The following is a 26246-nucleotide window of genomic DNA, read 5'->3' on the forward strand; positions in this document are numbered from 1 at the left end:
ACGGCGCCCGTCGGATCTCCTCCGACGGGCGCCGTCCACGATGGGGGAGGCGGGACGCTCACGCCCCGGTGTCGATCGGCGCCTTCCTCCCGTACCAGGGCCACCACTCGACCGTGCGGCCGTGCGGGAACATCCGGTCCAGGCGGATGGTCACCCGGAGCGCGAAACCGCCCGCGACCATCCCCGCCAGCAGGTCCGTGAACCAGTGGAAGTGCAGGTAGACGGAGACGGTCGACTGCAACAGGGCGATACCGACGATGCAGTAGGCCAGCCTCCGAATGATGTGCGGCCTGGCCGCCGCGAACCGGATGATGAGGAACAGCACCAGACCGTAGATGAGGATGGCGTTGGCCCCGTGCCCGGAGGGGAAGGCCACGTTGCCCATCCCCTGGAAGAAGTCCGGGTCGAAGTTCTTGGCGTGACCCCGGTTGAAGCCCAGCTTCATCACCGACACCAGGGACATCATGCCCACGACCCCGACCGCGCTCAGCACGATCGGCCGCCAGCTGCGGTGCCGGTACGCGAGCTGGATCGCGGTCACGGCGAGCACCGGAAGCGCGACCGCACGCGAGGCGACCGTGTCGGGCCAGTAGATGAGCGGTTCGCGCAGCACGTCCCAGTAGGGGCGCGGCAGCTCGTTGAGGAAGACGTCGACCGGATGCATCGGCCCCGCGGCCAGCATCGTCATCACGATGAGCGCCACCGCGAGCATGATCGCGATCCGGTCCGAGGCCAGGCCCCACGCGATCTCGCTCACACTCGGCCACGTGACCGCGCGCACGACCGGCACCCCCGGGGTGGTGCCCGAGGTGCGCACCACCGGAATGGGACCGCTGTACGGCCCCGGTGCGGGGGACCGCCGCTGCCCGTCGTGTGCTTTCGTCACGTGGCTGGACCGTGCGTGCCGGGTCCGCGAAGAGTGCGTCATGTGCTCAGTGCTGTCTCTCGGGGGCTCGCCTTGGCGCTCCCGGAGCGCGGGGGACGGGCTAGCCGCGGTTGCTGGTACTGATCCTGACGTCCTCAGGGCCGACTCGGGGATCGTCACTCAGAACGGGGCCGTGCCCCGTCACCCCGTTCGACGGCCGAACCTTGGAACCGGTTCACGACGTCGCGTCCGGTCTCGGGCAGGTTCGGCGTCCAAGGAACAAACTGGACGGCTGTGGCGCCCGTGAGCGCGCCATACCTGTCGGATATGGTCATCAGCGCAGGTCAAGGCGCTGTCATCGGGTCCTTTACCCAGGCGCGGAGCACTCTCCGCCGGGACGTGTGTGCATGTTGCCGACAGACGAGCCTACCTGGACACTTCCGCCCAAGAGCTCCCCGGTCGACCAACCGCACCCCCTTTCACCACGGACTTTGCCCCACGACCCACCAACGGCCGGGCGTGGTTCACTGTCGAGAGACGCGTTCGTGACGTTTCCGTTAGGCGTTCGATGCCCGTGGTCCACTCGACCCGCACCGGTGTGGCACCCTTCAAGGAGCTTGTACGACGCTGAGCGGACGGGTCCGCGCGCACGGGGCGCGTGGGCCGAGGAACGGAAGGGCCCTGGATGGTCGACCTCCCGCGATTGCCGGATGATCCCTCGAAGCTGGCCCGTGAGCCGCTCCGGGAGCAGATCCGGCAGGTACTGGTCGAGGGGCTGCTGTCCGGACGCTGGAAGCCCGGGGAGCGGATCGTGGAACGCCGCGTCGCCACGGAGCTCAAGGTGAGCCAGGCCCCGGTCCGCGAGGCCCTGCGTGAGCTGGAGACCCTGCGCCTCATCGAGACGGTGCCGAACAAGGGCGCCCGCGTGCGCGCGTTCGGGGTCCAGGACATGGCGGAGATCTACCCCGTCCGCGCCGGTCTGGAGCTGGTCGCCGCGCGCCTCGCGGCCCCCCGCCTGGCCTCCGACCCGTCCCCGCTGGAGCGGGAGGTGGAGGCGCTCAAACGGGCCACCGCCCAGGGCGACGTCTCCGAGCAGATCCGGCACAGTGTGGAGTTCCACCGCGAGATCGTGCGGGCCGCCGACAACAGCGTGCTCCTGCACACGTGGGAGTCGCTCGGCGTGGAGGTGTGGACCGCCCTGTCCGTGCGCTGGCTGGACATGGAACTGCACGCCAAGGCGGCCGACCACGACCAGATCACACGCGCCTTCCGCGAGGGGGACCCGTCGGTGGGCGAGATGGTGAGCGACCACGTCCTCAACTACGTGGAGGCGGCCCTCAAGACCCACGGTGGCGCCGTGGCCCGGTGACCCGCCCCGGGACCGCCTCCGCCCCGGCCCCGGGTGACCTGGCCCTTCGCACCAAAGTTCGGAGATCTACCGTAAAGTCGTATTGATCGATCATCGATCAGTCCGTAGAGTGTGCGCGACGCACGTCACACGCACGTGTCCCACGGGCGCACGGTGTCGTTCATCCGGCCGGTGGACGAACCCGGGTGACCACGGGCCGCCGAGCCGACCGTCGGGGGATGCATAGGGCACCCCAGACCGGGAAGCAATGCGGTCAAGGGTCCGGGCGACAACTGCACACGAGACCCCACCATCGCTTCGCGTCCGGAGATGACGAGCCACGGTCCCCCGGACGCGCCCCGCGACAGCCACAAGAGCGCCGCCGCCGAATGAGCCCGGCGGCGGCGCACGCCACGGCCACGCCCGACAGCGGGCCACGGCGGGCCTCGCGCTCCGGCCCACAGGCCCGGGCGACAGGCCTTCTCGGACGTAGAAAGGCACACCATGGCTGACACGGCCAAGCCGAAGGGCGGCGCCAGGTCCTCCGGGTCCCGGCGGCGGTCCCGCAAGGACACCTCCCCGAGCCTCAGCAACGAGAGCCCCGACACCCTCCTCGACTACTACCGCCGGATGCTCTTCGTCCGACGCTTCGAGGAGCGGACCGCCCAGGCGTACACCCAGGCCAGGATCGGCGGCTACTGTCACCTGAACCTGGGTGAGGAGGCCACGGTCGTCGGCCTGATGACCGCCCTGAAGGAGACCGACTACCTCTTCACGAACTACCGTGACCACGGGTACGCGATCGAGAAGGGGATGGACCCCAAGCGGGTCATGGCCGAGCTCTACGGACGCAGCGACGGCGTGTCCAGGGGCTGGGGCGGCTCCATGCACATGTACGACACCGAGTCCCGGATGCTCGGCGGCTACGGCATCGTCGGCGGTCAGCTGCCGCTGGCCACGGGCGCGGCACTGGCCGTCGCCTACAGGGGCGGCGACGAGGTCGTCATGTGCCAGATGGGCGACGGCACCACCAACATCGGCGCCTGGCACGAGTCCCTCAACATCGCCAAGCTGTGGGACCTGCCGATCGTCTTCGTGGTGATCAACAACTTCACCGGGATGGGCACCACCGTCGAGATGTCCTCGGCCGAGCCCGAGCTGTACAAGCGCGGCTCCGCCTTCCGCATCGAGGGTGAGCGCGTGGACGGCCGCGACGTCCTCGCCGTGCGCGACGCCGCCACCCGCCTCGTGGAACGCGCCCGCGAGGAGCAGACCCCGTTCCTCCTGGAGGCGTGGAGCTACCGGCAGAAGGGCCACTCGGTCGTCGACCCGGCCAAGTACCGCACGGATGAGCAGCGCGAGACGGCGCGGTCGAAGGAGAACGACCCGATCGCCCTGTTCGACGCCAAGCTCACCAAGGCGGGCATCCTGAACGACGAGATCCGCGACGAGATCGCCGCCGCGGTCAAGACCGAGGTCACCGCGGCCGCCGACTTCGCCGAGCAGAGCCCCAAGCCCGACGTCTCGACGCTCTTCGACTACACGTACGCCACCCCGGTTCCGAACGAGTCGCGGCGCATGCCCGCCGACCCGGTGTTCGCGGAGTAGAGAAGGAACCAGCACATGTCTGTCATCACCTACCGCCAGGCTCTGCGGGACACCCTTCGCGCCGAGATGCTCCGCGACGAGAACGTCCTCGTCATGGGCGAAGAGATCGGTGTCTTCGAGGGCTCCTACAAGATCACCGAGGGGCTGCTCAAGGAGTTCGGCCCCCGTCGGGTCAAGGACACCCCGATCGCCGAGGAGGGCTTCGTCGGCGCCGCCATCGGCGCCGCCATGCTGGGCCTGCGCCCGGTCGTCGAGCTCATGACGATCAACTTCTCGCTGATCGCCATCGACCAGATCATCAACCACGCCGCCAAGATCTACGGCATGTTCGGCGGCCAGACCAGTGTGCCCATGGTCATCCGCACCCCCGGTGGCGGCGGCCAGCAGCTCGGTGCGACGCACTCGCAGAACATCGAGCTGTTCTACTCCTTCATCCCGGGTCTGAAGGTGCTCGCCCCGAGCACCCCGGCGGAGGCCTCCGCCATGCTCCGCGCGGCGATCCGCGACGACGACCCGGTCCTCTTCCTGGAGAACCTCGGCCTGTACAACTCCAAGGGCGAGGTGGCCGAGGACTACGCCGAGGCCGACAACGACGACGTCGCCGAGATCGGCCGCGCCGCGGTCACCCGTGAGGGCAGCGACATCACCCTCATCGGCTACTCCCGGATGGCGATGGTGGCCAACCAGGTCGCGGAGAAGCTGGCCGAGGAGGACATCAGCGTCGAGGTGGTCGACCTGCGCAGTCTGCGTCCGCTCGACCGCCAGACGTTCGTGGACTCGGTGAAGAAGACCGGCTCCGCGGTGATCTGCGAGGACGACTGGCTGACCTACGGGATCGGCGCGGAGATCGCCGCGTCCATCCAGGAGGGCGCCTTCGACTACCTGGACGCCCCGGTCCGGCGCGTGGCCATGGCCGAGGTGCCCATGCCCTACGCCAAACCGCTGGAGACGGCGGCCCTGCCCTCCGTGGAGTCGATCAGCACCGCCATCAAGGAGACCCTGAGCGCCGTCGGCAAGCGGGTCGGGTAGAGGAGTTTTCCATGAGCAACATCGAGATGCCGCGCCTCTCCGACACCATGGAAGAGGGCGTGATCAGCACCTGGGTCAAGAACGTGGGCGACAAGGTCGCCGCCGGTGACGTCCTGGTCGAGATCGAGACCGACAAGGCCGTCATGGAGTACGAGGCCTACGAGGACGGCTTCCTGGTGAAGCAGACCGCGGCCGAGGGCGACACGGTGCCGATCGGCGAGGTCATCGGCGTGATCGCCGACAGCCCCGACGCCGTCCCGGAGGAGTCCGCCCCGGCCCCCGCCGAGGAGGAGAAGGCCGAGAAGAAGGAAGAGGCCGCCGAGGAGAAGGAGGAGGCCCCGGCGGCCGAGCCGAGCGCCCCGGCCGCCCCGGCCGGTGACGGCGAGCGTCCGCGCACCTCCCCGCTGGCCCGCAGGCTGGCCAAGGAGTACGGCCTGGACATCACGAAGATCCAGGGCTCCGGGCCCAAGGGCCGGATCGTGCGCGCCGACATCGAGGCCGCCGCCAAGGCCGGGGGCCCCGAGACCCCGGCCGCCGCCCCGGAGAAGAAGGCCGCCCCGGCCGCCGCCCCGCAGGCCCCGGCCTTCGAGGACGGGCGGGACTCCGAGGAACTCAAGGTCAGCAACATGCGCAAGGTGATCGCGCGCCGCCTGACCGAGAGCAAGCAGCAGGTGCCGCACTTCTACCTGCGCCGCACGATCGACGCCGAGGCCCTCAAGGACTTCCGGGCCCAGATCAACGAACAGCTGTCGAGCACGGGCGTGAAGGTCAGCTTCAACGACCTCATCGTCAAAGCCTGCGCGACCGCGCTCAAGCTGCACCCGGCGGTCAACACCTCGTGGGTGGACGACAAGCTGCTCCAGCACCACCGGATCAACGTCGGCGTGGCCGTCGCCGTGGACGCGGGCCTGGTCGTTCCGGTCCTGCACGACACGGACAAGGCCACGCTGTCGGAGATCTCCACCCGCACGCGTGAGCTGGCGGGCAAGGCACGCGACAACAAGCTCAAGCCGCAGGAGATGAGCGGCGGCACGTTCAGCGTGTCCAACCTGGGCATGTTCGGCGTGGACAGCTTCTCCGCCGTGATCAACCCGCCGGAGGCGGCGATCCTCGCGGTGGGCGCGATGAGGCAGGAGGCCGTGGTCGTGGACGGCGAGGTCGCCGTGCGCAACCGCATCTCCCTGGAGCTGTCGGTGGACCACCGCGCGGTGGACGGCGCCGTGGGCGCCGCCTTCCTGAAGGACCTCGCGGAGATCCTGGAAGAGCCCATGCGGATCATCCTGTAGCACTCCAGTCCCACGACGCCCCGACCGGATCCTGCACCCGGCCGGGGCGTTCGTGCGTCGGTGTCCACAGGGTGTGGACGACGGGCGCATCGGCGCCCGTTCCGGGCTGACCTCCCGGAACGGGCGGCGGACGCGGCGGTCAGAGGAGTGCGTACTCCGTCGGGTCGTCCGGGACCACCCAGTGGAAGCCCTCCTGGAGGAAGGTCATGACCACGATGACGGCGGCGATGGCGACGAGGAGCCAGACCACCGCCTTGGAGGCGGCGCCGTAGCTCACCCCCTTCGGCATCAGCCGGGGCGCGAACACGAAGCTGAGCGCGCAGAAGACGATGACGACGAGGAACGTGATCAGGGCCCACGTGTAGAAGTGGAGCCCCAGGACCGGAGGGCCGTAGCCCACCGGGTCCGTCAGGTGCAGCATGACCTGGCGCGCGCTCATCGCCATGCCGCCGACGGCCGCGAGCACGGCGAACCCGTACCCGGCCATGTAGTCGACCGGGGAGATCTCCCCCTCACGGGAACGCACGATGACGTAGGCGGCCCCTCCGGCGGCGAGGAGCATGGCCATCCGCTGGACGAGACACAGCGGACACGGGAGTTCGTGTTGGAGGAGCTGGATACCCAGGCTCATCAGCAGAACGACGCAGTACGCCAGGACGAACAGGTGGGCGGCGAGGTATCCGAACCGGTTGGTGGTCATGACGGCGGTTCCCCGGTCAGTAGAAGTAGCCGAGCGGATCGGTGACGTGGTGGTTGAACATGAGCAACGCCGCGAACAGACCCACGCCGAGGATCCCGAGGGAGACCAGCCGTCCCCTGTCCAGGGCGACAGCGACCAGCCCGCCCGTGATGACCAGAAAGATCAGCGTGTCCATGAGACCTCCTGACGGCGTGTTCCGCCGCGTCCGTTCCGTCGGTCCGCCAGGCCGGGGAAGGTGATCCGGAGCACGACGGGGAGAACCCTGTGTCCACAGGCTGTGGACAGGGATGGGGGTCAGGCGTGCCCGAGCCCCTCCTGGTTCACCGCGATGTTGCTGTGCTGCCCGACGCTGGGCGCGGAGTGCCGGGCGCGGTCCTTGGAGATGCCGAGGAAGCGGTTCAGGTGCCCCTTGCGTCCCACGACGAACCAGGCCACCGAGCCGAGCAGGGGGAACCAGAGCTCGAAGATGATCCACAGGAGCTTGCCCCCGGCGGTCGTGTCCCGGTGGATCAGGGTGGAGATGACCGCCGCGATGAGCAGTACCACCAGGACCAGTCCGATGATGAGGACGATCACCCCGATGATCCCCGTCGCCCAGGTATAGGCGGTGTCCGTGGTGTCCGCGAGGTACGTGAACATGACTCTCCCAACATGCAGTGGTACCACCAACACGAAGAGTAATCACACGTGGTGTTCCCTCCCTGACATTCCGTGGCATTCGGGCGTTTCCCCGACCGCGCCGCGCGCTTCCGAATCGACGGTCCGCGGACGTCCGGAACCGACTACTTTCGGGTAGCGCCCCCCACCTGCGCTTTCGACTGCTTTACTGGGGTCATGGGCGAGCTTCGGCGAACTGGCAGGTCCACTCCCTCCCTCCGGCCGGACGCGGGTCTCCACCCCACCGTCCGACCCGCGGCGCCTCCGCGGGGACACAGAGCGGACCGGATGACGGGGGGCCGCGCCACCGGAATCGAGTGACCGTGGTCAGGCAGCCCCGGTACCTCTGGCTGGCCGAACGGCTCCGCGACCCGATCCTGCGCGGCGAGATGTCCCCCGGCACCAGGTTGCCCTCCCGGACCCGGCTGGCGCGCACCTACCGCGTCAGCGAACAGATCTCCCGCGCCGCACTCCGGCTCCTGGTCACCGAGGGGCTGGTCGAGGCCAGGCCCGGTTCCGGGTACTTCGTCCGCGACGTCCCCGAGGTGTTCCGGCTGTGCCGCACCGACGCCGACTCGGGGTCCGGGCTGGGGCACCTCAGCCGGGAGACGCTCGGCACGGAGCAGGAGCGGTGCGAGGCCCCGCTGAGCGGCCGACTCCGCCTGCGCGACGGCGACCCGGTGTACCGCACCACCTCGCGCGGCCTGTCGACGCACATGCCGATCGCCCTGCACCTGTCCTGGGAGCCCGCCGCCCTCACGGCGGGGACGCTGCGCACACCCTTCGACGCCGATCCCGACCTGGGCCTGCTCGACCGGCTCAGCGCCGCGGGCCACCCCGTCGACCGGGTGGTCGAGGAGGTGGCCGTGCGCTCGCTGCGCGACTCCGAGGCCAGCCTCCTCGGCTGCGCGCCGGGGCTGCCCGTCATGACCATCGAGCGCACGCACTACAGCGGCGGCCGTCCCGTGGAGACCTCCGACCTCATCGGCGCGGCGGAGCAGTGTCGACTCCTCTACAAGTTGTCCCTCGCCCGGCCGCGCCGCCCCGGCGACCCGCGCGGACGGACCTGACCCCCGGCAGCGGCTCCGGACGAAGAACGGCGGTGGCCCGCCCCCCGTACACGGGAGCGGGCCACCGCCGTCTCGGGCTCGGACGTCAGCCGGTGAACTCCTTGGCGACGACCTCGGCGATCTGCGCGGTGTTCAGCGCGGCGCCCTTGCGCAGGTTGTCCCCGCACAGGAAGAGGTCGAGCGACTTCGGGTCGTCCAGCGACTGGCGGATGCGGCCGACCCAGGTCGGGTCGGTGCCCACGACGTCGGCCGGGGTCGGGAACTCGCCCTTGGCCGGGTCGTCCTGGACCACGACGCCCTCGGCGGAACCGAGCAGCTCACGGGCGGCGTCGGCGGTGACCTCCTGGGAGAAGGTGGCGTGCACGGCCAGCGAGTGGGTGGTGATCACCGGGACGCGCACGCAGGTCGCGGAGACGCGCAGGTCCGGCAGGCCGAGGATCTTGCGGGACTCGTTGCGGACCTTCAGCTCCTCCGAGGCCCAGCCGTCCTCCTTGAGCGAACCCGCCCACGGCACGACGTTGTAGGCCAGCGGGGCCGGGAACGGACCCAGCTCGCCGACGGCGGCGCGGACGTCACCGGCCTTCTCGGCGATGCCGCGGTCCGCGCTGACCTTGGCCATCTGGTCGCGCAGGGTGTCGATGCCCTCCTGGCCCGCGCCGGACGCCGCCTGGTAGGAGGAGACCACGAGGTCGGTGACGCCGAAGGCGCGGTGCAGCGCGCCGATCGCGACGATCATCGACAGCGTGGTGCAGTTGGGGTTGCTGATGATGCCGCGCGGACGGTTGCGGACCTGGTCCGCGTTGACCTCGGGCACCACGAGCGGAACGTCGGGGTCCATCCGGAAGGCGCCGGAGTTGTCGACGGCGATCGCGCCACGGGCGGCGGCGATCGGCGCCCACTCCTTGGAGACCTCGTCGGGGACGTCGAACATGGCGACGTCCACGCCGTCGAAGACCTCGGGCGCCAGAGCCTGCACGACGACGTCCTCGCCGCGCACCCGCAGCACCTTGCCCGCGCTGCGCGGGGATGCGACCAGGCGGATCTCGCCCCAGACGTTCTCACGCTGGGTGAGGATGTCGAGCATGACGGTGCCGACGGCGCCGGTCGCGCCGACGACGGCGAGGGTGGGAAGACGGTTGCTCATCGGCCGGTACCTCCGTAGACGACAGCCTCGACCTGGTCGGCGTCGAGCTGGAACTCACTGTGGGCGGCCTGGACGGCCGCGTCGATCTGGGACTCCTCGACGATGACCGAGATGCGGATCTCCGAGGTGGAGATCATCTCGACGTTGGTGCCCGAACCCGCGACCGCGTCGAAGAAGCGGGCGGTGACGCCCGGGTAGGAGCGCATGCCGGCACCGATCAGCGAGACCTTGCCGATCTTGTCGTCGTAGCGCAGGGACTCGAAGCCGACCTTCTCCTGCACCTTCTTCAGGGAGGAGACGGCGAGCTTGCCCGACTCCTTCGGGACGGTGAAGGAGATGTCGGTACGGGAGGTGGAGACCGCCGACACGTTCTGCACGATCATGTCGATGTTGATCTCGGCGTCCGCGAGCGCCTTGAAGATCGTGGCGGCCTCACCCACCTTGTCCGGGACGCCGACGACGGTGATCTTGGCTTCGCTCCGGTCGTGGGAGACCCCGGAGATGATCGGCTGTTCCATGCCTTCGCTTTCCTCGACTTCCGAAACGACCCAGGTTCCGGGCTTCTGGCTGAACGACGAGCGGACGTGCAGCGGGATGTTGTAGCGCCGCGCGTACTCCACGCACCGCAGGTGCAGGATCTTGGTCCCGCAGGCGGCCATCTCCAGCATCTCCTCGTAGGAGACCTGCGGGATGCGCCGGGCGGAGGGGACGATGCGCGGGTCGGCGGTGAAGACCCCGTCCACGTCGCTGTAGATCTCGCAGGCGTCGGCCTCCAGGGCCGCGGCCAGCGCGACCGCCGTGGTGTCGGAACCGCCCCGGCCCAGGGAGGTGATGTCCTTGGTGTCCTGGGAGACGCCCTGGAATCCGGCGACGATGCAGATCGCGCCCTCGTCCACGGCCTCCTGGATGCGACCCGGGGTCACGTCGATGATCTTCGCGTTGCCGTGCAACGACGTGGTGATGACACCGGCCTGCGAACCGGTGAAGGACCGGGCCTCGTACCCCAGGTTCTCGATGGCCATCGCCACGAGAGCCATGGACATGCGCTCACCCGCGGTCACGAGCATGTCGAGCTCGCGTGCCGGCGGCATCGGGGAGACCTGTTCGGCCAGGTCCAGCAGTTCGTCGGTCGTGTCGCCCATGGCAGACACGACGACGACGACGTCATATCCCGCCTTTTTCTGAGCGACGATCCGCTGGGCTACTCGCTTGATGGCTTCCGCGTCAGCCACGGAAGACCCACCGTACTTCTGCACGATTAGGGCCACGATCGATGCTCCTGAGGAGTTGGGATCAAGTCAACAGACAATTGGAGTGTAGCCAGCCACGCCTCTCACACCCCGTCCGACCTGCGACGGGAGCGCGTGGCGACTTGACACACCAGCACTCGGGCTTACCCCGAGAAACGGAGGTTACTCGTGTTTCGGACAGATTACGGCCGAGTGTGAGCTAGAACTCCAGGCTGCGACGGCCCTCGAAGGCGCGTCCCAGCGTCACCTCGTCGGCGTATTCCAGGTCGCCGCCGACCGGCAGGCCACTGGCCAGACGAGTCACCTTCAGACCCATCGGTTTGACCAACCGCGCCAGGTAGGTCGCGGTGGCCTCCCCTTCGAGGTTGGGGTCGGTCGCCAGGATCAGCTCGGTGACCTGGCCGTCCGCCAGACGGGTCATGAGTTCCCTGACGCGCAGGTCGTCGGGGCCGACGCCCTCGATGGGGCTGATCGCGCCGCCCAGCACGTGGTAGCGCCCGCGGAACTCGCGGGTGCGCTCGATGGCGACGACGTCCTTGGACTCCTCGACGACGCAGATGACCGCGGCGTCGCGGCGCGCGTCACGGCAGATACGGCACTGCTCCTCCTCGGCGACGTTGCCGCACACGGAGCAGAAGCGCACCTTCTCCTTCACCTCGGTCAACGCGTCGACGAGGCGTTTGACGTCCGCGTTCTCCGCGGACAGGACGTGGAAGGCGATGCGCTGCGCGCTTTTCGGACCGACGCCGGGCAGCCGCCCGAGCTCGTCGATCAGATTCTGCACCGCGCCTTCGTACATCGCCTACCCACTCGGTCGGACCGAAACTGCGGGGCGGTCCGTCACCCCTCCCGTCCACCGTATCCGGCGCGGCGGCCTGCCGCGTACACGGCGAGGCCCCGCGCCGTCCGGTCCGCACCGGAACTAGAAACCCGGCAGGCCGGGGATCCCGCCGCCACCGGGCATCCCGCCCATGCCCTGAGTGAGCGGGCCCATCTTCTCCTGCTGGAGTCGTTCGACCTGGGACTCGGCGTCGCGGATGGCCGCCAGGACCAGGTCGGCGACGGTCTGCGCGGTCTCCGCGGCGTCGCCGGGGTCCACGGCCTCGGGGGCGACGGTGATGTCCTCGACCTGCCCGCGCCCGTTCAGCTTGACCTTGACCAGGCCGCCGCCGGAGGTCCCCTCGACCTCGGCCTCGTCGAGCGCCTGCTGGGCCTCGACCAACTGCTGCTGCATCTGCTGGGCCTGCTGGAGCAGGGCCTGCATGTCCATTCCGCCAGGGTTCACGGCCGTCTCCTCGCCGCACTCGTGGTGCTGGGTGTCGCTTGTCGTGTCACTCTCGCTGCGAGACTAACCGGTCGTCCCCGCCGACACCGCCGCTCCCGCCGACGAGCGTCAGGTACGGCCGCCGGTCGCGGCGTCGGGCGCCGCGGGGACGCGCTGGAGGCGGTCGGCGGAGGCCGTGATCGGCCCACCCTCCGTGATGTGACGCACGCCATATGCAGTGGAGTCCGGCATCGGCCGCGGCCCCCGGCCCGCCCCGCGCGCGCATGCCGCCAGCGGCCGCCGCCACGCGCCCGGCCAGGGGCCGAAGCCCACCGCGCACCCGGTCCGCACGGCCGCGCCGACCACCCGCGGCGCGGTGAACGGCGGTCGTGACCAGGACAGATCCGAGGCGAAGAGTAGCCTTGGCGTCACTGTCGGTTGAAGAAGTGTCCTGCGGGGCACAAACGTCCCGTTGGTGTCCCGACGACACCGACGGCATCACCGACAGTCACGGGGGACGACGTGTTGACCGCCAGGGAGCGCCACGCGGCTCTGATCGAGGCGATGATCGCGGACGGCACACTGACCGATCCCGCGCTCATCGACACCTTCCGCGCCGTTCCCCGGCACCGCTACATCCCGGAGTCCGGCGCCCTGACCCACCACGGCACCCCGCTCAGCGCCGTCAACAACCCCGAACTGTGGCTCGCCGCCGTCTACACCGACGACGCGATCGGCACCCGGGTCGAAGGGGTCGGCCTGCCCAGGCAGCGGAGCGAGGCGGGCCGGGGGCCGAGGTCGGCCACCTCCTCCAGCTCCGCGCCGACGGTCCTGGCGCGGATGCTGGAGCTGGCCGACCTCGCCAACGGTCAGCACGTGCTGGAGATCGGAACCGGGACCGGGTGGAACACGGCGCTGCTCGCCCACCGTCTGGGCGACTCCGCGGTCACCAGCGTGGAGATCGACTCGCACGTGGCGGCGGTCGCGCGCGGGACGCTGCGCTCCGAGGGCTACTCCCCGGCCATCCAGCACGCCGACGGATACGAGGGCTGGCCGCCCGACGCCCCCTACGACCGGATCATCTCCACCTGCGGGGTCCGCCGCCTGCCCCCCGCCTGGACGCGGCAGACCCGGGCGGGCGGACTGCTCGTCTGCCCCTGGGGGCTGCTGGAGGGCGCCGGCGTGATCATCCGCGTGGAGTGCGCCGAGGACGGGACCGCGACCGGGACCTTCCACGGAGGGGTGGGGTTCGTGTCCCTGCGGACCCCGGAACCCGCCGCGCCCCCGGTGCGGGACTCGGGGCAGCAGCCGGACGAGTACCGGCTCACCCAGACCGACCCCCTGGCCCCGCTCACGGCGTTCACCTCGGCGTTCGCGCTGTCCGTCCTGGTGCCCGACTGGCGGGTCCGGCGGAGGTGGATCGGCACGGGGTCGGGCGTGTGGGTGTGCGACCGGTCGGGGGAGTCGTGGGTGCGCGTCTACCCCTACGGCACGTCGTGGATGATCGAGCAGGGCGGCCCGAGGAGCATCTGGGACGAGTTCGAGGACGCGCTGGCGGAGTGGGAGCGGCTGGACCGGCCGGAACCGGAGCGCTTCGGGCTGTCGGTGGACGCCGAGGGCGGCCACCGGGTGTGGCTGGACTCCCCCGACGGGCCCGGATGGACCGTGTGACCGGCCGGGTTCCCGGCGGGGCCGGGGACCGCACGGGACCGGCGGGCCGTCCGCGTCGGCCCGCGCGGCCCCGGGCCGACGGCCCCCTCGGTCACCCCTGGTGCCCGTCCTCCTCGGACCTCGCCCTCTCGTTCTTCTCCCGTAGCTTGCGCAGGAGTTCGTCCCGGTGCTGGCGGGCGTCGGCGCTGGGTCCGCTCGGACCGCCCTTGCCACCGCCCTTCAGCGCCCCGCGCGAGACCGTGGCGCGCTGGCCGCCCAACCCGAGAAGGTTGTCGCTGTTCCTGGCCATGGGGCCTCCTCTTCCTCACGGCGGAACGAGGGGTCCCGCCTCCGTGGTCGGTCCACAGGAGCGTAACCAAAACAAGACGAGACGTCTCGTTCTTTTCTCCCCCTACCGTGAAGGCATGAACACACCCACGGACGAACAACCCAGGGAGAGGCGGGCACCCGACCCCCAGCGCCGCAGTGAACGCGCGCACCGCGCCGTCCTCGACGCCGCCGCCGAACTCGTCGGCGAGGTCGGCTACGCGAAGCTGACGATGGAGGCGATCGCCGCCAGGGCGAGGGTCGGCAAGCAGACCATCTACCGCTGGTGGCCCTCCAAGGCGGCCGTGGTCCTCGACGTCTTCGAACGGCGGACGAGCACCCCCGGCACCCCGCTTCCGGACACGGGCGACCTGGTCGAGGACCTCCGCGCGGTCCTGTACGCCACGGTCGACGAGTTCACCGACCCCGGGACCGACCGGGTCGCCCGAGCGTTCACCGCCGAGATCCAGCACGACCCCGAACTCGCCGAGGCCGTCGCCGAACGGCTGACGCGACCCAACGACGAGGCGTTCCGGGAACGGCTGCGCGCCGCGCGCGACGTCGGACAGCTCGCCCCGGACGTCGACCTGGACCTCGCACTGGAGCTGGTCACCGGGCCGATCACACGACGGTGGCTGATGCGCACCGCGCCGCTCACCCACGCCTACGTGGACGAACTCCTGACCGCCGCGCTACGCGCTCTCCGCCCGCGCTGACGGAGCCGGAGGCACCGCGCCGAAGGCGCCCGTCGAGGAAGCGGGCTACTCCGCGGGCGCCTCGTGCTCGATCTCGTCGATGACGCGACCGCCGAGCTCGGTCTCGATGAGTGCGGCGCCGCTCCCGGACGGCGCCGACGAGGACCCGCCGGCCGACCCCGAACCGCCCGCCGCGGGACGGTCGGTCCGCTGTCGTGCGGGCGCCGGCTCCGGCCGCCGCTCGGGTTCCGGGGAGGCGGGCACGGACTCGGGCGGCGGCGCGGCCGACGCGTCCTCGAACGGGTCCGGCGGCGGCTCCTGGAGGCCGGTGACGATCCTGTCCGGCGGCGGACCGGCCGGAGCGGTCGGCTCGGGCGCGGGAGCGGGCTCCCGGGGTGCGGAGTCCTCCACTGGAGCGGGCTGGGCGGGCTGCGGCGCGGGCGGGTCCCAGCCGGTGGGTTCGACCGGACGGGGCGCGGGCTCCGGACGCCGTGCGGACGGGGCGCCCGGCCCCGAACCGGCCGCCGCCACACGCACCTCGACGCCGAGGACCTGCTGGACCGCGGCGGCGACCACCTGGTCGCTGCCGCTGTTGGCGAACCCCTTGGCCTCGTTCGGTCGGTTGAAGGCCAGCAGAACGGTGTTGCCCTCCACCCCGACCGGGCGGACGTCACTCCCGGTCAGGACCATCCACGTGAACCTGCGGCGGCCCTTGACCGCCTCCAGGATCTGCCCCCAGGCTCCCTGGATACGGCCCAGGTCGAGTGCTCCGCCGGAACCCGGCGGAGCGGACGCGGGGCGCGGCGCGGGGTCGGGAGCGGACCGACGCGGCGGTTCGGACCATCCGCCGGACTCCCCCGTGGCGCCGGAAGCGGGTTCGGGCGCGCCCGGTCGCTCCGGGCCCACCGGGGCCGGGGAGTTCCGGGGGGCCGGATCGGGCTGGGGTGCGGGCCGAGCGGGCGCCGGTTCCGGGGCGCCCTGCGGCGTCGCCGGGGCCGGGGCCGCCTGGGCCACCGGAGCGGCCTGCGGTGCGGCGGGCGCCACGGCCCCCGAGGCGACCCGGCGCTCCATCTGCTCCAGGCGGGCCAACAGGGCGGAGCCGTCGGCTCCGTCGGTCCCCGGAAGCAGGACCCGCGAGCACATGAGCTCCAGCAGCAGGCGCGGGGCGGTCGCGCCGCGCATGTCGGTGAGCCCCTGGTTGAGGATCTCGGCGGCCCGGGTGAGCTCGGCCGGGCCCAGCCGGGCGGCCTGCTCCCTCATCCGCTCGGCCGCCTCGGGGTCGGCGTTGACCAGCCCCTTGTCCAGGGCGTCCGGGACGGCCGCCAGGACGACCAGGTCACGGAAGCGCTCCAGCAGGTCCGTCGTGAAGCGGCGGGGGTCGTGACCGCCCTCGACCACGCGGTCGATGAGCGAGAAGACCGCCGCCCCGTCGCGGGCGCCGAGCGCGTCGACCATGTCGCCGAGCAGACTGGAGTCCGTGTACCCGAGCAGGGACACGGCGCCCTCCCGGGTGATGCCCTCCTCCCCCGAACCGGCGATGAGCTGGTCGAGCACGGAGAGGCCGTCCCGGGCGGAACCGGCGCCGGCCCGCACGACCAGCGGCAGCGCGGCCGGATCGTAGGGGATGCCCTCCTCCTTGAGCAGGTCCTCGAACAGGTCCTTGAGTGTGCTGGGCGGGATGAGCCGGAAGGGGTAGTGGTGGGTGCGCGACCGGATCGTCCCGATGACCTTCTCGGGCTCGGTCGTGGCGAACACGAACTTCAGGTGCGGCGGGGGCTCCTCGACGAGTTTGAGCAGCGCGTTGAAACCCTCGCGGGTCACCATGTGCGCCTCGTCGATGATGTAGATCTTGTAGCGCGAGCTGACCGGGGCGAAGAAGGCGCGTTCACGCAGGTCGCGGGCGTCGTCGACACCACCGTGGGAGGCGGCGTCGATCTCGATGACGTCGATGCTGCCGCCGCCGTCGGGGGCGAGGGCCGCACAGGAGTCGCACGTTCCGCACGGGTCGGGGGTGGGGCCCTCCGCGCAGTTCAGGGAGCGGGCCAGGATGCGGGCGCTGGTCGTCTTCCCGCAGCCGCGCGGGCCGCTGAAGAGGTAGGCGTGGTTGATCCGGCCGCTGCGCAGCGCCTGGCGCAGCGGATCGGTCACGTGCTCCTGTCCGCGCACCTCACCGAACGTCGCCGGACGGTACTTGCGGTACAGCGCGATGCTCACGGTGTGATCACTCCCCTGGTCCCTGCCACGGGTCCATTCAACCCGCACGCGGCGACAACTCGGACGGGATCGTGGAAACCGGGGGGCTCGTCCGGACCCGGGAAAGACAAGGACCCCCCGCGCACCCGCCAGAGCCTACTTATCCTTGCTGCCTTCCGGCCCTGGGGAGGTTCATAGGATGACGCCGCACGAGGGGTCTGCTCCGAGTGTATCCGAACCCCCGAGTGCCCCGGCAACCCGTGACCGCCGCGCCCCGGAAACGGCCAGGACACGGAACCCTCCGGACTTTCCGGACGTCTTCATGGACATGTTCGACCCCACAGCCCCCACCGATCACTCCCAGGAGCGCCGCGACCTCATCGTCGACACCCTGGAGACCGCCTTCTCCGACCTGATGGCCGCCGACCCGGCGGCGTTCCGGGTCAAGTTCCGCAAGATGGCCGCCAACCCGTTCGCCTTCTACCGGGGCAGCGCCGCCCTCTTCTACGCCGACGTCGCCGCCATGACCGACCCGTGGGCCGACGACCGCACCTCGCGGGTGTGGATCCAGGGCGACCTGCACGCGGAGAACTTCGGGACCTACATGGACTCGACCGGTCGCCTGGTCTTCGACGTCAACGACTTCGACGAGGCCTACCTGGGCCACTTCACCTGGGACGTCCTGCGCCTCGTGGCCAGCATCGGCCTGCTGGGCTGGCAGAAGGCCCTGTCCGACGACGACATCGGCGCACTGGTGGGGCGCTACGTCCGCGCCTACACCGACCAGGTCCGCGAGTTCGCGACCGAGGGCGGCGACTCCGCGTTCTCCCTCAAGCTGGACAACACCGACGGCACGGTGCACGACGTGCTCCAGGAGGCGCGGCTCAACAGCCGCGCCGCGATGCTGACGGCCAGGACCGAGCGCCGCGGGTACGAGCGCAGGTTCCGCGAGGGGCCGCGCGTGCGCCGCCTGTCCGACGACGAGCGGGCCAGGGTCCTCGCCGCCTACGACGCCTACCTGGACACCATCCCCGAGGACCTGCGGTTCACCTCCCTGAACTACCGGGTCAAGGACGTCGTGGGCAGCGGCGGCTTCGGCATCGGCTCCGCCGGGCTGCCCGCCTACTCACTGCTCATCGAGGGGCGGTCGGAGGCGTGGGACAACGACATCGTCCTGTCCATGAAGCAGGGTAACGTGGCCGCGCCGTCCCGGGTGGTGACCGACCGGCGCATCATGGCCGCCTTCGAGCACCACGGGCACCGCACCGCCGTGTCCCAGCGCGCGCTCCAGGCACACGCCGATCCGCTGCTGGGCCACACCGAACTCGACGGCGCGGGCTTCGTGGTGAGTGAGATCTCGCCCTACACCAACGACCTCGACTGGGGCGGTCTCACCGAGCCCTCGCAGATCGGCCCCGTGCTGGACTACCTGGGCCGCGCGACCGCGAAGGCGCACTGCGTGTCCGACTCCCACGCGGACACCACCCTGGTGAGCGGCGAGACCGAGGAGGCCCTCATGGCGGTGCTCGACGGCCGCGAGGAGGAGTTCGCCGCGTGGTGCACGGACTTCGCGCACGCCTACGCCGCCCAGGCGCGGGCCGACCACTCCCTGTTCGTCGACGCCTTCCGCAACAACGCCGTCAGCGGCGTCCGGTCGAGTCGGGCCTGACTCCGGAAGCCGCTGAACGGGCCCCGCGCCCTACCGGACGACCGTGGAGAAACCTGTTCGGACCACACCCTGACAGCATGTAGAGTTGTTCGCGGAGGATTCGCCTAGTGGCCTAGGGCGCACGATTGGAAATCGTGTTGGGAGCAATCCCTCAGGGGTTCAAATCCCCTATCCTCCGCCAGACAGAGGCTCTGATCCGCGGCGACGCGGGTCAGGGCCTCTTCTCGTACCGCCACTCGGAGGTGCCCGGCACGTACGGTGACCCGTCACCGGACGGAGCCGGTCGACACGCTTCGGCGCTACAGGCGCACCCGGCTCCCCACGGGAGTCATGGCGCGTGGTCCGAGGAGCCCGCCCCGCCTCCCGCGTCGACGCCGGTCTCCAGCGGTCCTCACACGAGGATCCCGGCCGTCAGCAGCACCACACCGACCAGAGGCGGGGCGAGCTGGATCAGCGCGGGCCGCAGCTTGTCCCGGGAGGTGGCCGCGAGCACGGTTCCGGCCAGGACCATCGACCCCGCCCCCGCGTAGACCAGGGCGGCCCCGGCCTCGAAGACGCCAGCGAGGGCCAACGCGGTACCCGCGAACACCGTCACCGCGAGGAACAGGTTGTAGAACCCCTGGTTGAACGCGAGTTCGCGCGTCGCCCGGGCCCCCTCCTCCGTCGTGCCGAACACGGCGCGCCCACGCGGAGAGGTCCACAGGACCGACTCCAGAACGAAGATGTACACGTGGATGAGAGCGCTCAGGACGGCGAACGCCAGGCCGATGATGATCATGGAGGGATCCTAGGCCCCTCGGTGGGCGTCCGCTCCCGGTCTGCCCGAAGGACGCCGCCCGCGGTGGCCACGGCCTCGCGCGTGCTCTCGGCCCACCGGCTCGGGGCCGCCTTTCTCCCGCCTTGCCCGATCACCCCCGTCCCTGACGGCCTCCGGCGTCCCTGACCGATTGGAGGGGCTGACGTGCTCTCGTCGTCACCACGGTGCGGGGGAGCACGAGGGAACACGAGGACTACGGGCGGTTCATCGAGGCCGAGCGGCGCGGCATCGCCGATCTGTCCGACGGGGTGGGCGAGGAGCGGTGGGACATCCCCTCGCCCTGCGCGGGATGGCGGGTTCGCGACGTGGCCGCCCGGACCGCCGCCGACCAGGTCTGGGCGATCGGTTTCCCGTTCCTGGCGAGTGAGCGGATGCGGGGGCTGCGGCTCACCGCCGAGGACACGGACTGGGCGGTGGGGGAGGGAACCGAGGTGCGCGGTCCCCTCCAGGCCCTGCTCATGACCCTCACCGGGCGTGCCGTCTGTCTCGCTGTCTCGACCGGCCGGGCGGCCCGGGGCGACGGAGGTCGCTGACCGACCCGAGGGGCCGGGGCGCCCCGTCCGCCGTCCCGGACGGATCACTCCGAAGCGGTGGCACGGCGGCGGAACGGCTGCCGCGCCAGGGCGGTCCACACCCGAAGGAGCCATTCGACGGGGCCGTAGGGGTGTCGGCGCAGCCACCAGCGGCTCATCGCGGCCTGGACGGCGAACAAGGCGAGGGCGATCGCGACGGTCCCCAGCGGGGAGACCCGGCCGACCAGGGCGGCCCCGTAGCCGGTGAACAGCAGGGCGCAGACGAGGGACTGGCCCAGGTAGTGGGTGAGCGCCATGCGTCCGGGCGGCGCCAGCGCGGCGGTCAGCCACGGGCCGAACCGTCCCGACGACAGCCGCAGCACGGTCGCGGCGTAGGCGGCGGCCAGCAGCGGGGCGGTGACCACGTCGAGCCCCAGCGCGAGGACCTGGTAGGCGCCGCCCGGGGCCGTGAGGGACGCGTGGGCGTACACGAGACCGCCGAGCAGACCCACCGTGAAGCCGAGCCACTGCAGGCGTACGAGCGTCCGCCCGTGCGCGAGGGGGTCCGCCAGGGCGCGGCGGCGCCCCGCGGCGAAACCGAGGAGGAACGCGGCCAGCGCGGAGGGTGCCTGGAAGAAGACGAGCAGGAACAGTACGTCGGGGAGTTGCCGCAGGTGGGCGGAGACGACCGACGCGGGGTCGCCGCGCAGCGCCTCGGCGGCCACCTCCGCCGCCGAAGCGGTGCCCGGTTCCACTCCGGCTCCGCCCGCCGCGTGGAGGGCGAGGGCGAGCAGGGCGTACGCGGCCCCGACGACGGCCAGGATCACGACGGCGGCGGACACCGCCGTTCGGGGGCGGAGGTGTCGGGCGGCGAGGAGGACGAGGCCGAGCACCGCGTAGGTGGTGAGGATGTCGCCGGGGAAGAGCAGCACCGCGTGCGCGGCCCCGAGGACGAACAGGCCGCCCAGGCGCCGGAGGAACCGGGGGACGAAGCCGACCCCGCGCCGCTCGGCGGAGGCCAGTTGCAGCGTGAAGCTGTAGCCGAACAGGAAGGAGAACAGGAGGAAGAACTTGGCCTCGAGGAACACCGCCACGAACGCGCGGACCCCGTGGTCCGGCGGGGCGCGGAAGGCGGGGTCCTCCACCCCGCTGCCGTGGTAGGCGGAGGCCAGGTAGCCGATGTTGACGAGCAGGATGCCCAGCAGCGCGAATCCGCGCAGCGTGTCGATCTGGGGGAGCCGACCGGACGCGTGGTCTCGGCGGACGTCGGACGCGGTGGTCATGTCGCCTCCCCGCCGGACACCCGCTCGAGGAACCGGCGCTGGTCGTCGAGGAAGCCGGGAGCGAACAACTGGCGCGGGGCCAGGAGCGCGGTCAGCGTGAGGGGGACCGGCTCCCCGTCGAGGTCGCTCCTGACCAGGGAGTGGGCGGCGTCCGGGTAGTGCCGGACGGTCAGACTGTCGGGCGGCAGCAGCCGTCGGTAGGTGGCCTCCGTGTCCGCGACGTCGACGTTCAGGTCGTGACCGGCGAGGACCAGCAGGGTGGGTGTGCCGCTCATGGAGCGCAGGTCGGCGCTCGCGTCGGAACGGAAGTTCCGGCTCACGAACCGCCACCGCTCGGCGGTCATGGTCTGGGGACCGCCGACCGCGTCCCGGTACCGCTCGAAGTCGGCCCCCTCCCGGAGCAGGCGCAGGGTCGTCTCCCGGCGGCGCAGCGCCTCCCGTGTCTCCTCCGGCGTCGCGCCCCTCTCCCGCAGCTCCGCCATCAGGTTGTAGCGCCCCTGCCGCAGCCAGTCCACGGCCGGGGAGACGGCGATGACGAACCGGAGGGCGCCGTCCCGCGCCGCGACCTTGGGCAGTACCCATCCGGCCTGGCTGGCCCCCCACAGCCCGACCCGGTGGTCGTCGATGTCCGGGCGCGCACGCCCCCAGGCCACGGCGGCGAGGGTCTCCTCCGCGCGGTCGTCCATGCTCTGGTCCAGCCAGTCGCCCTCGGAACCGCCGACTCCGGGCTTGCTCAGCGAGAGCGACGCGTATCCGGCGCGCGAGAACGCCTCCCAGAGCGGCCGGTAGAAGGTGTCGTGCGTGGCGTCGACGGGCCCGTCCCCGTGCACGAAGACGACGAGACCGAACGGCCCCTCACCCGATTCCGGCAGGGCGAGCACACCGTCGAGCTCCCGGCCCTCATGCCGCACCGTGACGCGCTCCTCCCGCAGAGCGTAGGTGTTCTGCCACGTCACGACAGTGCCCAGTCCCACTCCCACCAGCAGCACGAGTGCCGTCGCCCACACCGGTAAACGCCGCCGGGGCGGCGCGTTCCGTTGCCGCATGCCACACCTCCAAGAAGTATCAAACTCAAAACGAACGTTTTCATGATGATAGTATTGGGATTGATAGTGCAAGCCCGGCAGTACATCCGACCGAAGCGAGGGGACGGCGATGGACACGGCGACGCGGAAGGGCGAACCGGCCTCCCCCGGCGGCGTACGGGTGCGCCGCGGGGTTCCCGACGGGGATGAGGACCGGGTGGCCGCGTTGTACTGGGAGGCGTTCGGACGCAAGCTCGGGGCCGCCCTGAACCCGCCCGACAGGGCCCGGTCCTTCCTCGCGGACCACCTGAACCACGACCGGGGGATCGTGGCCGTCATCGACGGCGAGGTGGTGGGGGTGGCCGGATACCAGCTCGACGGCCGCGGGCTGGTCGGCGGCGGCGCGGACGACGTGCTGTCCGCCTACGGACCGCTGCGCGGACTGCCGCGCCTGGCCCTCCTCGCGCTGATGGAACGCCGCCCCGAGCCCGGCGAACTGGTGATGGACGGCATCGCCGTCGACCCCCGGCACCGCGGAAGGGGCGTCGGCGGCCTGCTCCTGCGCGCGGTGGCGGGCGTGGCCGCCGAACACGCCCGCCACCGCGTCCGGCTCGACGTCGTCGACGTCAACCCGCGCGCCCGAGCCCTGTACGAACGGCATGGCTTCCGCGCCGTCCACACCGAACGCACCCCGTACCTGCGCCGCATCATGGGCTTCGGGGCCGTCACCACCATGCACCGGCCCGTCACACCGACCGCCGCCACGACCGACAGGACCGCACGATGAACCCGACGGCCGCCACACCGGAGGACGCCTCCTGGCCCCCGATCCCGACCCGCCTGCTCGTCCACGCCCTCGTGCGCGAGGACGGCACCGTCGACGCGGGCGATCTCTACTCGGTCGCCGGGCTGCTCGGCATGACCGACCAACAGGTCCGGCTCTGCGTCAAACGCCTCGTGAAGGAGGGCCGGTTCACCCACGAGGGCCGGGGGCGCAAGGCCCTGCTCCGCGCCACCCCCGACGCGTCGGGGGCCGTCGCCCCCGACGTCGACCTCGTCCGCCACGCCTACCGCCAGGACCACGGGCTCGCCCCCTGGAACGGCACCTGGCACCTCTTCGCCTTCGCCGTGTCCGAGTCCCGCAGGACCGCCCGGGACGCCCTGCGCGACACCCTCCTGTACCTCGGCGCCGCCCCCCTCCAGGGCGGCCTCTACGTCTGCGCGAACCCGATCACGCCGCTCGTCGAGATCCGCGCCCGCGAACTGGGCCTCTCCGGTTCGCTCACCCACCTCACCAGCGACGACCTGTGCGTCGGGGGCCTCACCGACCCGACCGCCCTGGCCGCCGCCCTGTGGCCGCTCGACGAGATCGCAAAGCGGCACTCCCGTCTGGCCCGCCTCGCCGGCGCCTGCCTCGACCGGATCGACGCGGCGGAGCCGCTCACCGGACCCGAGCGGCTGACCATGGCCGTGCGTCTGGCCGCGGCCTTCACCGAGGCCATGGAGCCCGACCCCCTCCTGCCGCCGGAGCTGCTCCCCCAGCCCTGGGAGGGCACCAAGGCACGCCGCCTCGCCGCGGCCTGCTGGTCCGAACTCGCCGAGGCCGACTCCGCGGACGGCGCCTCCCCCTCCGGGCCGCGCCTGTTCTCCCTGTACGAGGGTGTGATGGACGACCCCGAACCGAACGGCGGCGAGCACCGCCCCGGCTGATCCCCGCCGCATCCGCGCTCCGGCGGGGGCTGTCTCCCTTTATTTTGCAACTTGTTGCATAATGTGGTTCGGGTCGGCCGGACACCGACCCGCGAAGCACCGCGCGAGGAGACCACATGAGCGAGTACCCGCACCTGCTGGAACCACTGGACCTGGGCTTCACCACCCTGCCCAACCGCGTGATCATGGGATCCATGCACGTGGGCCTGGAGGAGGTCCCGGGCGGCTTCGAACGGATGGCCGCCTTCTACGCCGAGCGCGCCCGCGGCGGTGTCGGCCTGATCGTCACCGGCGGCATCGCGCCCAACGAGGAGGGCGTCACCTTCGAGGGCGCCGCCAAGCTCACCACCGAGGCCGAGTCCGACGAGCACCGGGTGATCACCGACGCCGTCCACCGCGAGGGCGGTCGGATCGCCATGCAGATCCTGCACACCGGCCGCTACGCGTTCAGCGAGAACTCCGTCGCGCCCAGCGCGATCCAGGCGCCCATCAGTCCCTTCACCCCGCGCGCGCTGACCGACGCCGACGTCGAGCGCACCATCGACGACTTCGCCCGGACCGCCGAGCTCGCCAGGAGAGCCGGGTACGACGGCGTCGAGGTGATGGGCTCCGAGGGCTACCTCATCAACCAGTTCATCGCGTCCGCCACCAACAGACGCGAGGACCGGTGGGGCGGCTCCTACGAGAACCGCATGCGCTTCCCCGTGGAGATCGTGCGCCGCGTCCGCGAGCGCGTCGGCCCCGACTTCATCGTCGTCTACCGCCTGTCCATGCTCGACCTCGTCCCCGGCGGATCCACGTTCGACGAGGTCGTCCGGCTCGCCAAGGCGATCGAGGAGGCGGGCGCGACCATCATCAACACCGGCATCGGCTGGCACGAGGCGCGCATCCCCACCATCGCCACCTCCGTCCCGCGCGGCGCCTACAGCTGGGTGACCCGCAAGCTCATGGGCGAGGTGTCCGTCCCCCTGGTCGCCGTCAACCGGATCAACACCCCCGCCGTCGCCGAGGAGATCCTCGCCGAGGGCCACGCGGACATGGTCTCCCTCGCCCGCCCCCTCCTGGCCGACCCCGAGTTCGTCAGCAAGGCCGAGGCGGGCGCCCCCGAGGAGATCAACACCTGCATCGGCTGCAACCAGGCCTGCCTGGACCACACCTTCAGCCTCAAGATCACCTCCTGCCTCGTGAACCCCCGCGCCTGCCACGAGACCGAACTCGTCCTCTCCCCCACCCGCACCCGCAAGAACGTGGCCGTGGTCGGCGCCGGACCCGCCGGTCTCGCCTTCTCCGTCTCCGCCGCCGAACGCGGGCACACCGTCACCCTCTTCGACGCGGCCGACGAGATCGGCGGCCAGCTCAACATGGCCCGCCGGGTGCCCGGCAAGGAGGAGTTCGACGAGACCCTCCGCTACTACCGCGTCCAGCTCGACAGGCACGGCGTGGACGTGCGCCTCAAGACCCGCGTCAGCGCAGCCGACCTCGACGGTTACGACGAGGTCGTCCTCGCCACCGGCGTCACGCCCCGCACCCCCCAGATCCCCGGCGTGGACCACCCGAAGGTGGTCAGCTACGTCGACGTCCTGCGGGGCGGCGCCGCCGTCGGCGAGCGTGTCGCGATCATCGGCGCGGGCGGCATCGGCTTCGACGTCGCGGAATTCCTCACCGACGGCGGCGAGCAGGCCAGCCTGGACTCCGACGAGTTCTTCCGGCAGTGGGGCGTGGACACCGGCCACACCACCCCGGGCGGACTCACCGAGCCGAAGCGGCCCACCCCGCCGCGCACCGTCCACCTGATCCAGCGCAAGACCAGCAAGGTCGGCGCCGGACTGGGCAAGACCACCGGTTGGATCCACCGCCTGGAACTGCGCCACCGGGGCGTGGAGATGATCGCGGGCGCCACCTACGACCGCGTCGACGACGACGGCCTCCACCTGACCGTCGACGGTGAGCACCGCGTGCTCGACGTGGACACCGTGGTGGTGTGCGCGGGCCAGGACCCGTGCCGCGACCTCGCCGACGAACTGGCCGCCGCCGGACGCGAGGCGCACCTGATCGGGGGCGCCGACGTGGCCGCCGAACTGGACGCCAAGCGCGCCATCAAGCAGGGCACGGAGCTGGCCGCCGCCCTGTGAGCCGAACCTAGA

25 protein-coding genes, 1 tRNA gene and 1 other RNA gene are annotated in these 26246 nt (G+C 71.3%); 13 read left to right on the top strand and 14 right to left on the bottom strand.

Annotated elements, in window-relative coordinates:
* Positions 1–58: 58 nt before the first annotated feature.
* The gene (locus DVR05_RS20175; protein WP_116247471.1) at positions 59–820 is read right to left on the bottom strand and encodes a phosphatase PAP2 family protein; all 762 of its coding nucleotides are present in this window, start codon (positions 818–820) and stop codon (positions 59–61) included.
* Between the two features lie 730 nt (positions 821–1550).
* Here DVR05_RS20175 and DVR05_RS20180 point away from each other — a divergent pair.
* The 4 genes from DVR05_RS20180 to DVR05_RS20195 all read left to right on the top strand — a co-directional run bounded on the left by DVR05_RS20180 (position 1551) and on the right by DVR05_RS20195 (position 6136).
* Entirely contained in the window at positions 1551–2234 is a 684-nt protein-coding gene (locus DVR05_RS20180; protein WP_116247472.1) for a GntR family transcriptional regulator, read from the top strand.
* A gap of 483 nt (positions 2235–2717) precedes the next feature.
* On the top strand, positions 2718–3821 hold the full coding sequence (gene pdhA, locus DVR05_RS20185; RefSeq protein ID WP_116247473.1) for a pyruvate dehydrogenase (acetyl-transferring) E1 component subunit alpha: 1104 nt from the start codon (positions 2718–2720) through the stop codon (positions 3819–3821).
* A gap of 15 nt (positions 3822–3836) precedes the next feature.
* A complete protein-coding gene (locus DVR05_RS20190) occupies positions 3837–4850 on the top strand; it encodes an alpha-ketoacid dehydrogenase subunit beta (RefSeq protein WP_116247474.1) in 1014 nt (337 codons plus the stop codon).
* An 11-nt stretch (positions 4851–4861) separates the two neighbouring features.
* Positions 4862–6136 (top strand): dihydrolipoamide acetyltransferase family protein, encoded by a 1275-nt coding sequence (locus tag DVR05_RS20195; protein WP_116247475.1) that lies wholly within the window; start codon positions 4862–4864, stop codon positions 6134–6136.
* A 139-nt stretch (positions 6137–6275) separates the two neighbouring features.
* Here DVR05_RS20195 and DVR05_RS20200 read toward each other — a convergent pair whose 3' ends face one another.
* The 3 genes from DVR05_RS20200 to DVR05_RS20205 form a co-directional block, all read right to left on the bottom strand.
* Entirely contained in the window at positions 6276–6836 is a 561-nt protein-coding gene (locus tag DVR05_RS20200; protein ID WP_116247476.1) for a disulfide bond formation protein B, read from the bottom strand.
* 16 nt (positions 6837–6852) lie between these two features.
* Positions 6853–7011, bottom strand: coding sequence for a DUF5993 family protein (locus DVR05_RS26705; RefSeq protein WP_157982485.1), 159 nt, complete (start codon positions 7009–7011; stop codon positions 6853–6855).
* Positions 7012–7130: 119 nt separating this feature from the next.
* Entirely contained in the window at positions 7131–7475 is a 345-nt protein-coding gene (locus DVR05_RS20205) for a PLD nuclease N-terminal domain-containing protein (protein ID WP_116247477.1), read from the bottom strand.
* A 341-nt stretch (positions 7476–7816) separates the two neighbouring features.
* Between DVR05_RS20205 and DVR05_RS20210 the strand changes: the two genes are divergently transcribed.
* The gene (locus DVR05_RS20210; RefSeq protein ID WP_116247626.1) at positions 7817–8563 is read left to right on the top strand and encodes a GntR family transcriptional regulator; all 747 of its coding nucleotides are present in this window, start codon (positions 7817–7819) and stop codon (positions 8561–8563) included.
* 85 nt (positions 8564–8648) lie between these two features.
* Here the strand turns inward: DVR05_RS20210 and DVR05_RS20215 are convergent, their stop codons facing one another.
* The 4 genes from DVR05_RS20215 to DVR05_RS20230 form a co-directional block, all read right to left on the bottom strand.
* Complete coding sequence (locus DVR05_RS20215; protein WP_116247478.1) at positions 8649–9707, bottom strand: aspartate-semialdehyde dehydrogenase; 1059 nt, start codon at positions 9705–9707, stop codon at positions 8649–8651.
* Entirely contained in the window at positions 9704–10975 is a 1272-nt protein-coding gene (locus tag DVR05_RS20220; RefSeq protein WP_116247479.1) for an aspartate kinase, read from the bottom strand. Before DVR05_RS20220 ends, DVR05_RS20215 begins: the two co-directional genes overlap by 4 nt.
* Before the next feature lie 181 nt (positions 10976–11156).
* The gene (gene recR / locus DVR05_RS20225; RefSeq protein WP_116247480.1) at positions 11157–11756 is read right to left on the bottom strand and encodes a recombination mediator RecR; all 600 of its coding nucleotides are present in this window, start codon (positions 11754–11756) and stop codon (positions 11157–11159) included.
* A gap of 123 nt (positions 11757–11879) precedes the next feature.
* Positions 11880–12227, bottom strand: a complete 348-nt coding sequence (locus DVR05_RS20230) for a YbaB/EbfC family nucleoid-associated protein (RefSeq protein ID WP_116247481.1) — start codon at positions 12225–12227, stop codon at positions 11880–11882.
* A 519-nt stretch (positions 12228–12746) separates the two neighbouring features.
* On the opposite strand from DVR05_RS20230, the gene DVR05_RS20235 reads away from it, so the two are divergent.
* Positions 12747–13892 carry a methyltransferase domain-containing protein gene (locus DVR05_RS20235; RefSeq protein ID WP_116247482.1) on the top strand — a complete coding sequence of 382 codons (1146 nt, stop codon included), beginning with the start codon at positions 12747–12749 and terminating at the stop codon, positions 13890–13892.
* Positions 13893–13983: 91 nt separating this feature from the next.
* On the opposite strand, the gene DVR05_RS20240 is transcribed toward DVR05_RS20235, so the two are convergent.
* Positions 13984–14181, bottom strand: coding sequence for a DUF6243 family protein (locus tag DVR05_RS20240; RefSeq protein WP_116247483.1), 198 nt, complete (start codon positions 14179–14181; stop codon positions 13984–13986).
* A 115-nt stretch (positions 14182–14296) separates the two neighbouring features.
* On the opposite strand from DVR05_RS20240, the gene DVR05_RS20245 reads away from it, so the two are divergent.
* Positions 14297–14914, top strand: a complete 618-nt coding sequence (locus DVR05_RS20245) for a TetR/AcrR family transcriptional regulator (RefSeq protein WP_116247484.1) — start codon at positions 14297–14299, stop codon at positions 14912–14914.
* Positions 14915–14959: 45 nt separating this feature from the next.
* Here the strand turns inward: DVR05_RS20245 and DVR05_RS20250 are convergent, their stop codons facing one another.
* A complete protein-coding gene (locus DVR05_RS20250) occupies positions 14960–17107 on the bottom strand; it encodes a DNA polymerase III subunit gamma and tau (protein WP_116247485.1) in 2148 nt (715 codons plus the stop codon).
* 105 nt (positions 17108–17212) lie between these two features.
* Positions 17213–17308, bottom strand: an RNA gene (gene ffs / locus DVR05_RS20255) — signal recognition particle sRNA small type.
* A 100-nt stretch (positions 17309–17408) separates the two neighbouring features.
* Between ffs and DVR05_RS20260 the strand changes: the two genes are divergently transcribed.
* Positions 17409–18755, top strand: coding sequence for a DUF2252 domain-containing protein (locus DVR05_RS20260; protein ID WP_116247486.1), 1347 nt, complete (start codon positions 17409–17411; stop codon positions 18753–18755).
* 93 nt (positions 18756–18848) lie between these two features.
* Positions 18849–18936: transfer RNA gene (locus DVR05_RS20265), tRNA-Ser, on the top strand.
* Between the two features lie 210 nt (positions 18937–19146).
* Here DVR05_RS20265 and DVR05_RS20270 read toward each other — a convergent pair.
* Positions 19147–19533: a DUF1304 domain-containing protein gene (locus tag DVR05_RS20270; RefSeq protein ID WP_116247487.1), complete on the bottom strand. Its 387-nt coding sequence runs from the start codon at positions 19531–19533 to the stop codon at positions 19147–19149.
* 203 nt (positions 19534–19736) lie between these two features.
* On the opposite strand from DVR05_RS20270, the gene DVR05_RS20275 reads away from it, so the two are divergent.
* On the top strand, positions 19737–20105 hold the full coding sequence (locus tag DVR05_RS20275; RefSeq protein ID WP_116247488.1) for a maleylpyruvate isomerase N-terminal domain-containing protein: 369 nt from the start codon (positions 19737–19739) through the stop codon (positions 20103–20105).
* A 44-nt stretch (positions 20106–20149) separates the two neighbouring features.
* On the opposite strand, the gene DVR05_RS20280 is transcribed toward DVR05_RS20275, so the two are convergent.
* Positions 20150–21367 (bottom strand): DUF418 domain-containing protein, encoded by a 1218-nt coding sequence (locus DVR05_RS20280; protein WP_116247489.1) that lies wholly within the window; start codon positions 21365–21367, stop codon positions 20150–20152.
* Positions 21364–22413 carry an alpha/beta hydrolase family protein gene (locus tag DVR05_RS20285; RefSeq protein ID WP_369974561.1) on the bottom strand — a complete coding sequence of 350 codons (1050 nt, stop codon included), beginning with the start codon at positions 22411–22413 and terminating at the stop codon, positions 21364–21366. Before DVR05_RS20285 ends, DVR05_RS20280 begins: the two co-directional genes overlap by 4 nt.
* A 109-nt stretch (positions 22414–22522) precedes the next feature.
* Between DVR05_RS20285 and DVR05_RS20290 the strand changes: the two genes are divergently transcribed.
* The 3 genes from DVR05_RS20290 (at position 22523) to DVR05_RS20300 (ending at position 26234) form a co-directional block, all read left to right on the top strand.
* Positions 22523–23179 carry a GNAT family N-acetyltransferase gene (locus tag DVR05_RS20290; protein ID WP_116247490.1) on the top strand — a complete coding sequence of 219 codons (657 nt, stop codon included), beginning with the start codon at positions 22523–22525 and terminating at the stop codon, positions 23177–23179.
* Positions 23176–24102, top strand: a complete 927-nt coding sequence (locus DVR05_RS20295; protein WP_116247491.1) for a PaaX family transcriptional regulator C-terminal domain-containing protein — start codon at positions 23176–23178, stop codon at positions 24100–24102. The genes DVR05_RS20290 and DVR05_RS20295 overlap by 4 nt, the downstream gene beginning before the upstream one ends.
* A 116-nt stretch (positions 24103–24218) precedes the next feature.
* The gene (locus tag DVR05_RS20300; RefSeq protein ID WP_116247492.1) at positions 24219–26234 is read left to right on the top strand and encodes an NADPH-dependent 2,4-dienoyl-CoA reductase; all 2016 of its coding nucleotides are present in this window, start codon (positions 24219–24221) and stop codon (positions 26232–26234) included.
* The last annotated feature ends 12 nt before the right edge of the window (positions 26235–26246 follow it).

The organism is Nocardiopsis sp. FIRDI 009, from assembly GCF_003386285.1.
Lineage (GTDB): Bacteria > Actinomycetota > Actinomycetes > Streptosporangiales > Streptosporangiaceae > Nocardiopsis.

What these genes read in the sequence shown, in the direction of transcription:
- DVR05_RS20180 (WP_116247472.1), top strand. Translation starts at nt 1,551, where the DNA reads ATGGTCGACCTCCCGCGATTGCCGGATGATCCCTCGAAGCTGGCCCGT.
- pdhA (WP_116247473.1), top strand. Translation starts at nt 2,718, where the DNA reads ATGGCTGACACGGCCAAGCCGAAGGGCGGCGCCAGGTCCTCCGGGTCC.
- DVR05_RS20190 (WP_116247474.1), top strand. Translation starts at nt 3,837, where the DNA reads ATGTCTGTCATCACCTACCGCCAGGCTCTGCGGGACACCCTTCGCGCC.
- DVR05_RS20195 (WP_116247475.1), top strand. Translation starts at nt 4,862, where the DNA reads ATGAGCAACATCGAGATGCCGCGCCTCTCCGACACCATGGAAGAGGGC.
- DVR05_RS20200 (WP_116247476.1), bottom strand. Translation starts at nt 6,836, where the DNA reads ATGACCACCAACCGGTTCGGATACCTCGCCGCCCACCTGTTCGTCCTG.
- DVR05_RS26705 (WP_157982485.1), bottom strand. Translation starts at nt 7,011, where the DNA reads ATGGACACGCTGATCTTTCTGGTCATCACGGGCGGGCTGGTCGCTGTC.
- DVR05_RS20205 (WP_116247477.1), bottom strand. Translation starts at nt 7,475, where the DNA reads ATGTTCACGTACCTCGCGGACACCACGGACACCGCCTATACCTGGGCG.
- DVR05_RS20215 (WP_116247478.1), bottom strand. Translation starts at nt 9,707, where the DNA reads ATGAGCAACCGTCTTCCCACCCTCGCCGTCGTCGGCGCGACCGGCGCC.
- recR (WP_116247480.1), bottom strand. Translation starts at nt 11,756, where the DNA reads ATGTACGAAGGCGCGGTGCAGAATCTGATCGACGAGCTCGGGCGGCTG.
- DVR05_RS20230 (WP_116247481.1), bottom strand. Translation starts at nt 12,227, where the DNA reads ATGGACATGCAGGCCCTGCTCCAGCAGGCCCAGCAGATGCAGCAGCAG.
- DVR05_RS20240 (WP_116247483.1), bottom strand. Translation starts at nt 14,181, where the DNA reads ATGGCCAGGAACAGCGACAACCTTCTCGGGTTGGGCGGCCAGCGCGCC.
- DVR05_RS20245 (WP_116247484.1), top strand. Translation starts at nt 14,297, where the DNA reads ATGAACACACCCACGGACGAACAACCCAGGGAGAGGCGGGCACCCGAC.
- DVR05_RS20260 (WP_116247486.1), top strand. Translation starts at nt 17,409, where the DNA reads ATGGACATGTTCGACCCCACAGCCCCCACCGATCACTCCCAGGAGCGC.
- DVR05_RS20270 (WP_116247487.1), bottom strand. Translation starts at nt 19,533, where the DNA reads ATGATCATCATCGGCCTGGCGTTCGCCGTCCTGAGCGCTCTCATCCAC.
- DVR05_RS20280 (WP_116247489.1), bottom strand. Translation starts at nt 21,367, where the DNA reads ATGACCACCGCGTCCGACGTCCGCCGAGACCACGCGTCCGGTCGGCTC.
- DVR05_RS20285 (WP_369974561.1), bottom strand. Translation starts at nt 22,413, where the DNA reads ATGCGGCAACGGAACGCGCCGCCCCGGCGGCGTTTACCGGTGTGGGCG.
- DVR05_RS20290 (WP_116247490.1), top strand. Translation starts at nt 22,523, where the DNA reads ATGGACACGGCGACGCGGAAGGGCGAACCGGCCTCCCCCGGCGGCGTA.
- DVR05_RS20295 (WP_116247491.1), top strand. Translation starts at nt 23,176, where the DNA reads ATGAACCCGACGGCCGCCACACCGGAGGACGCCTCCTGGCCCCCGATC.
- DVR05_RS20300 (WP_116247492.1), top strand. Translation starts at nt 24,219, where the DNA reads ATGAGCGAGTACCCGCACCTGCTGGAACCACTGGACCTGGGCTTCACC.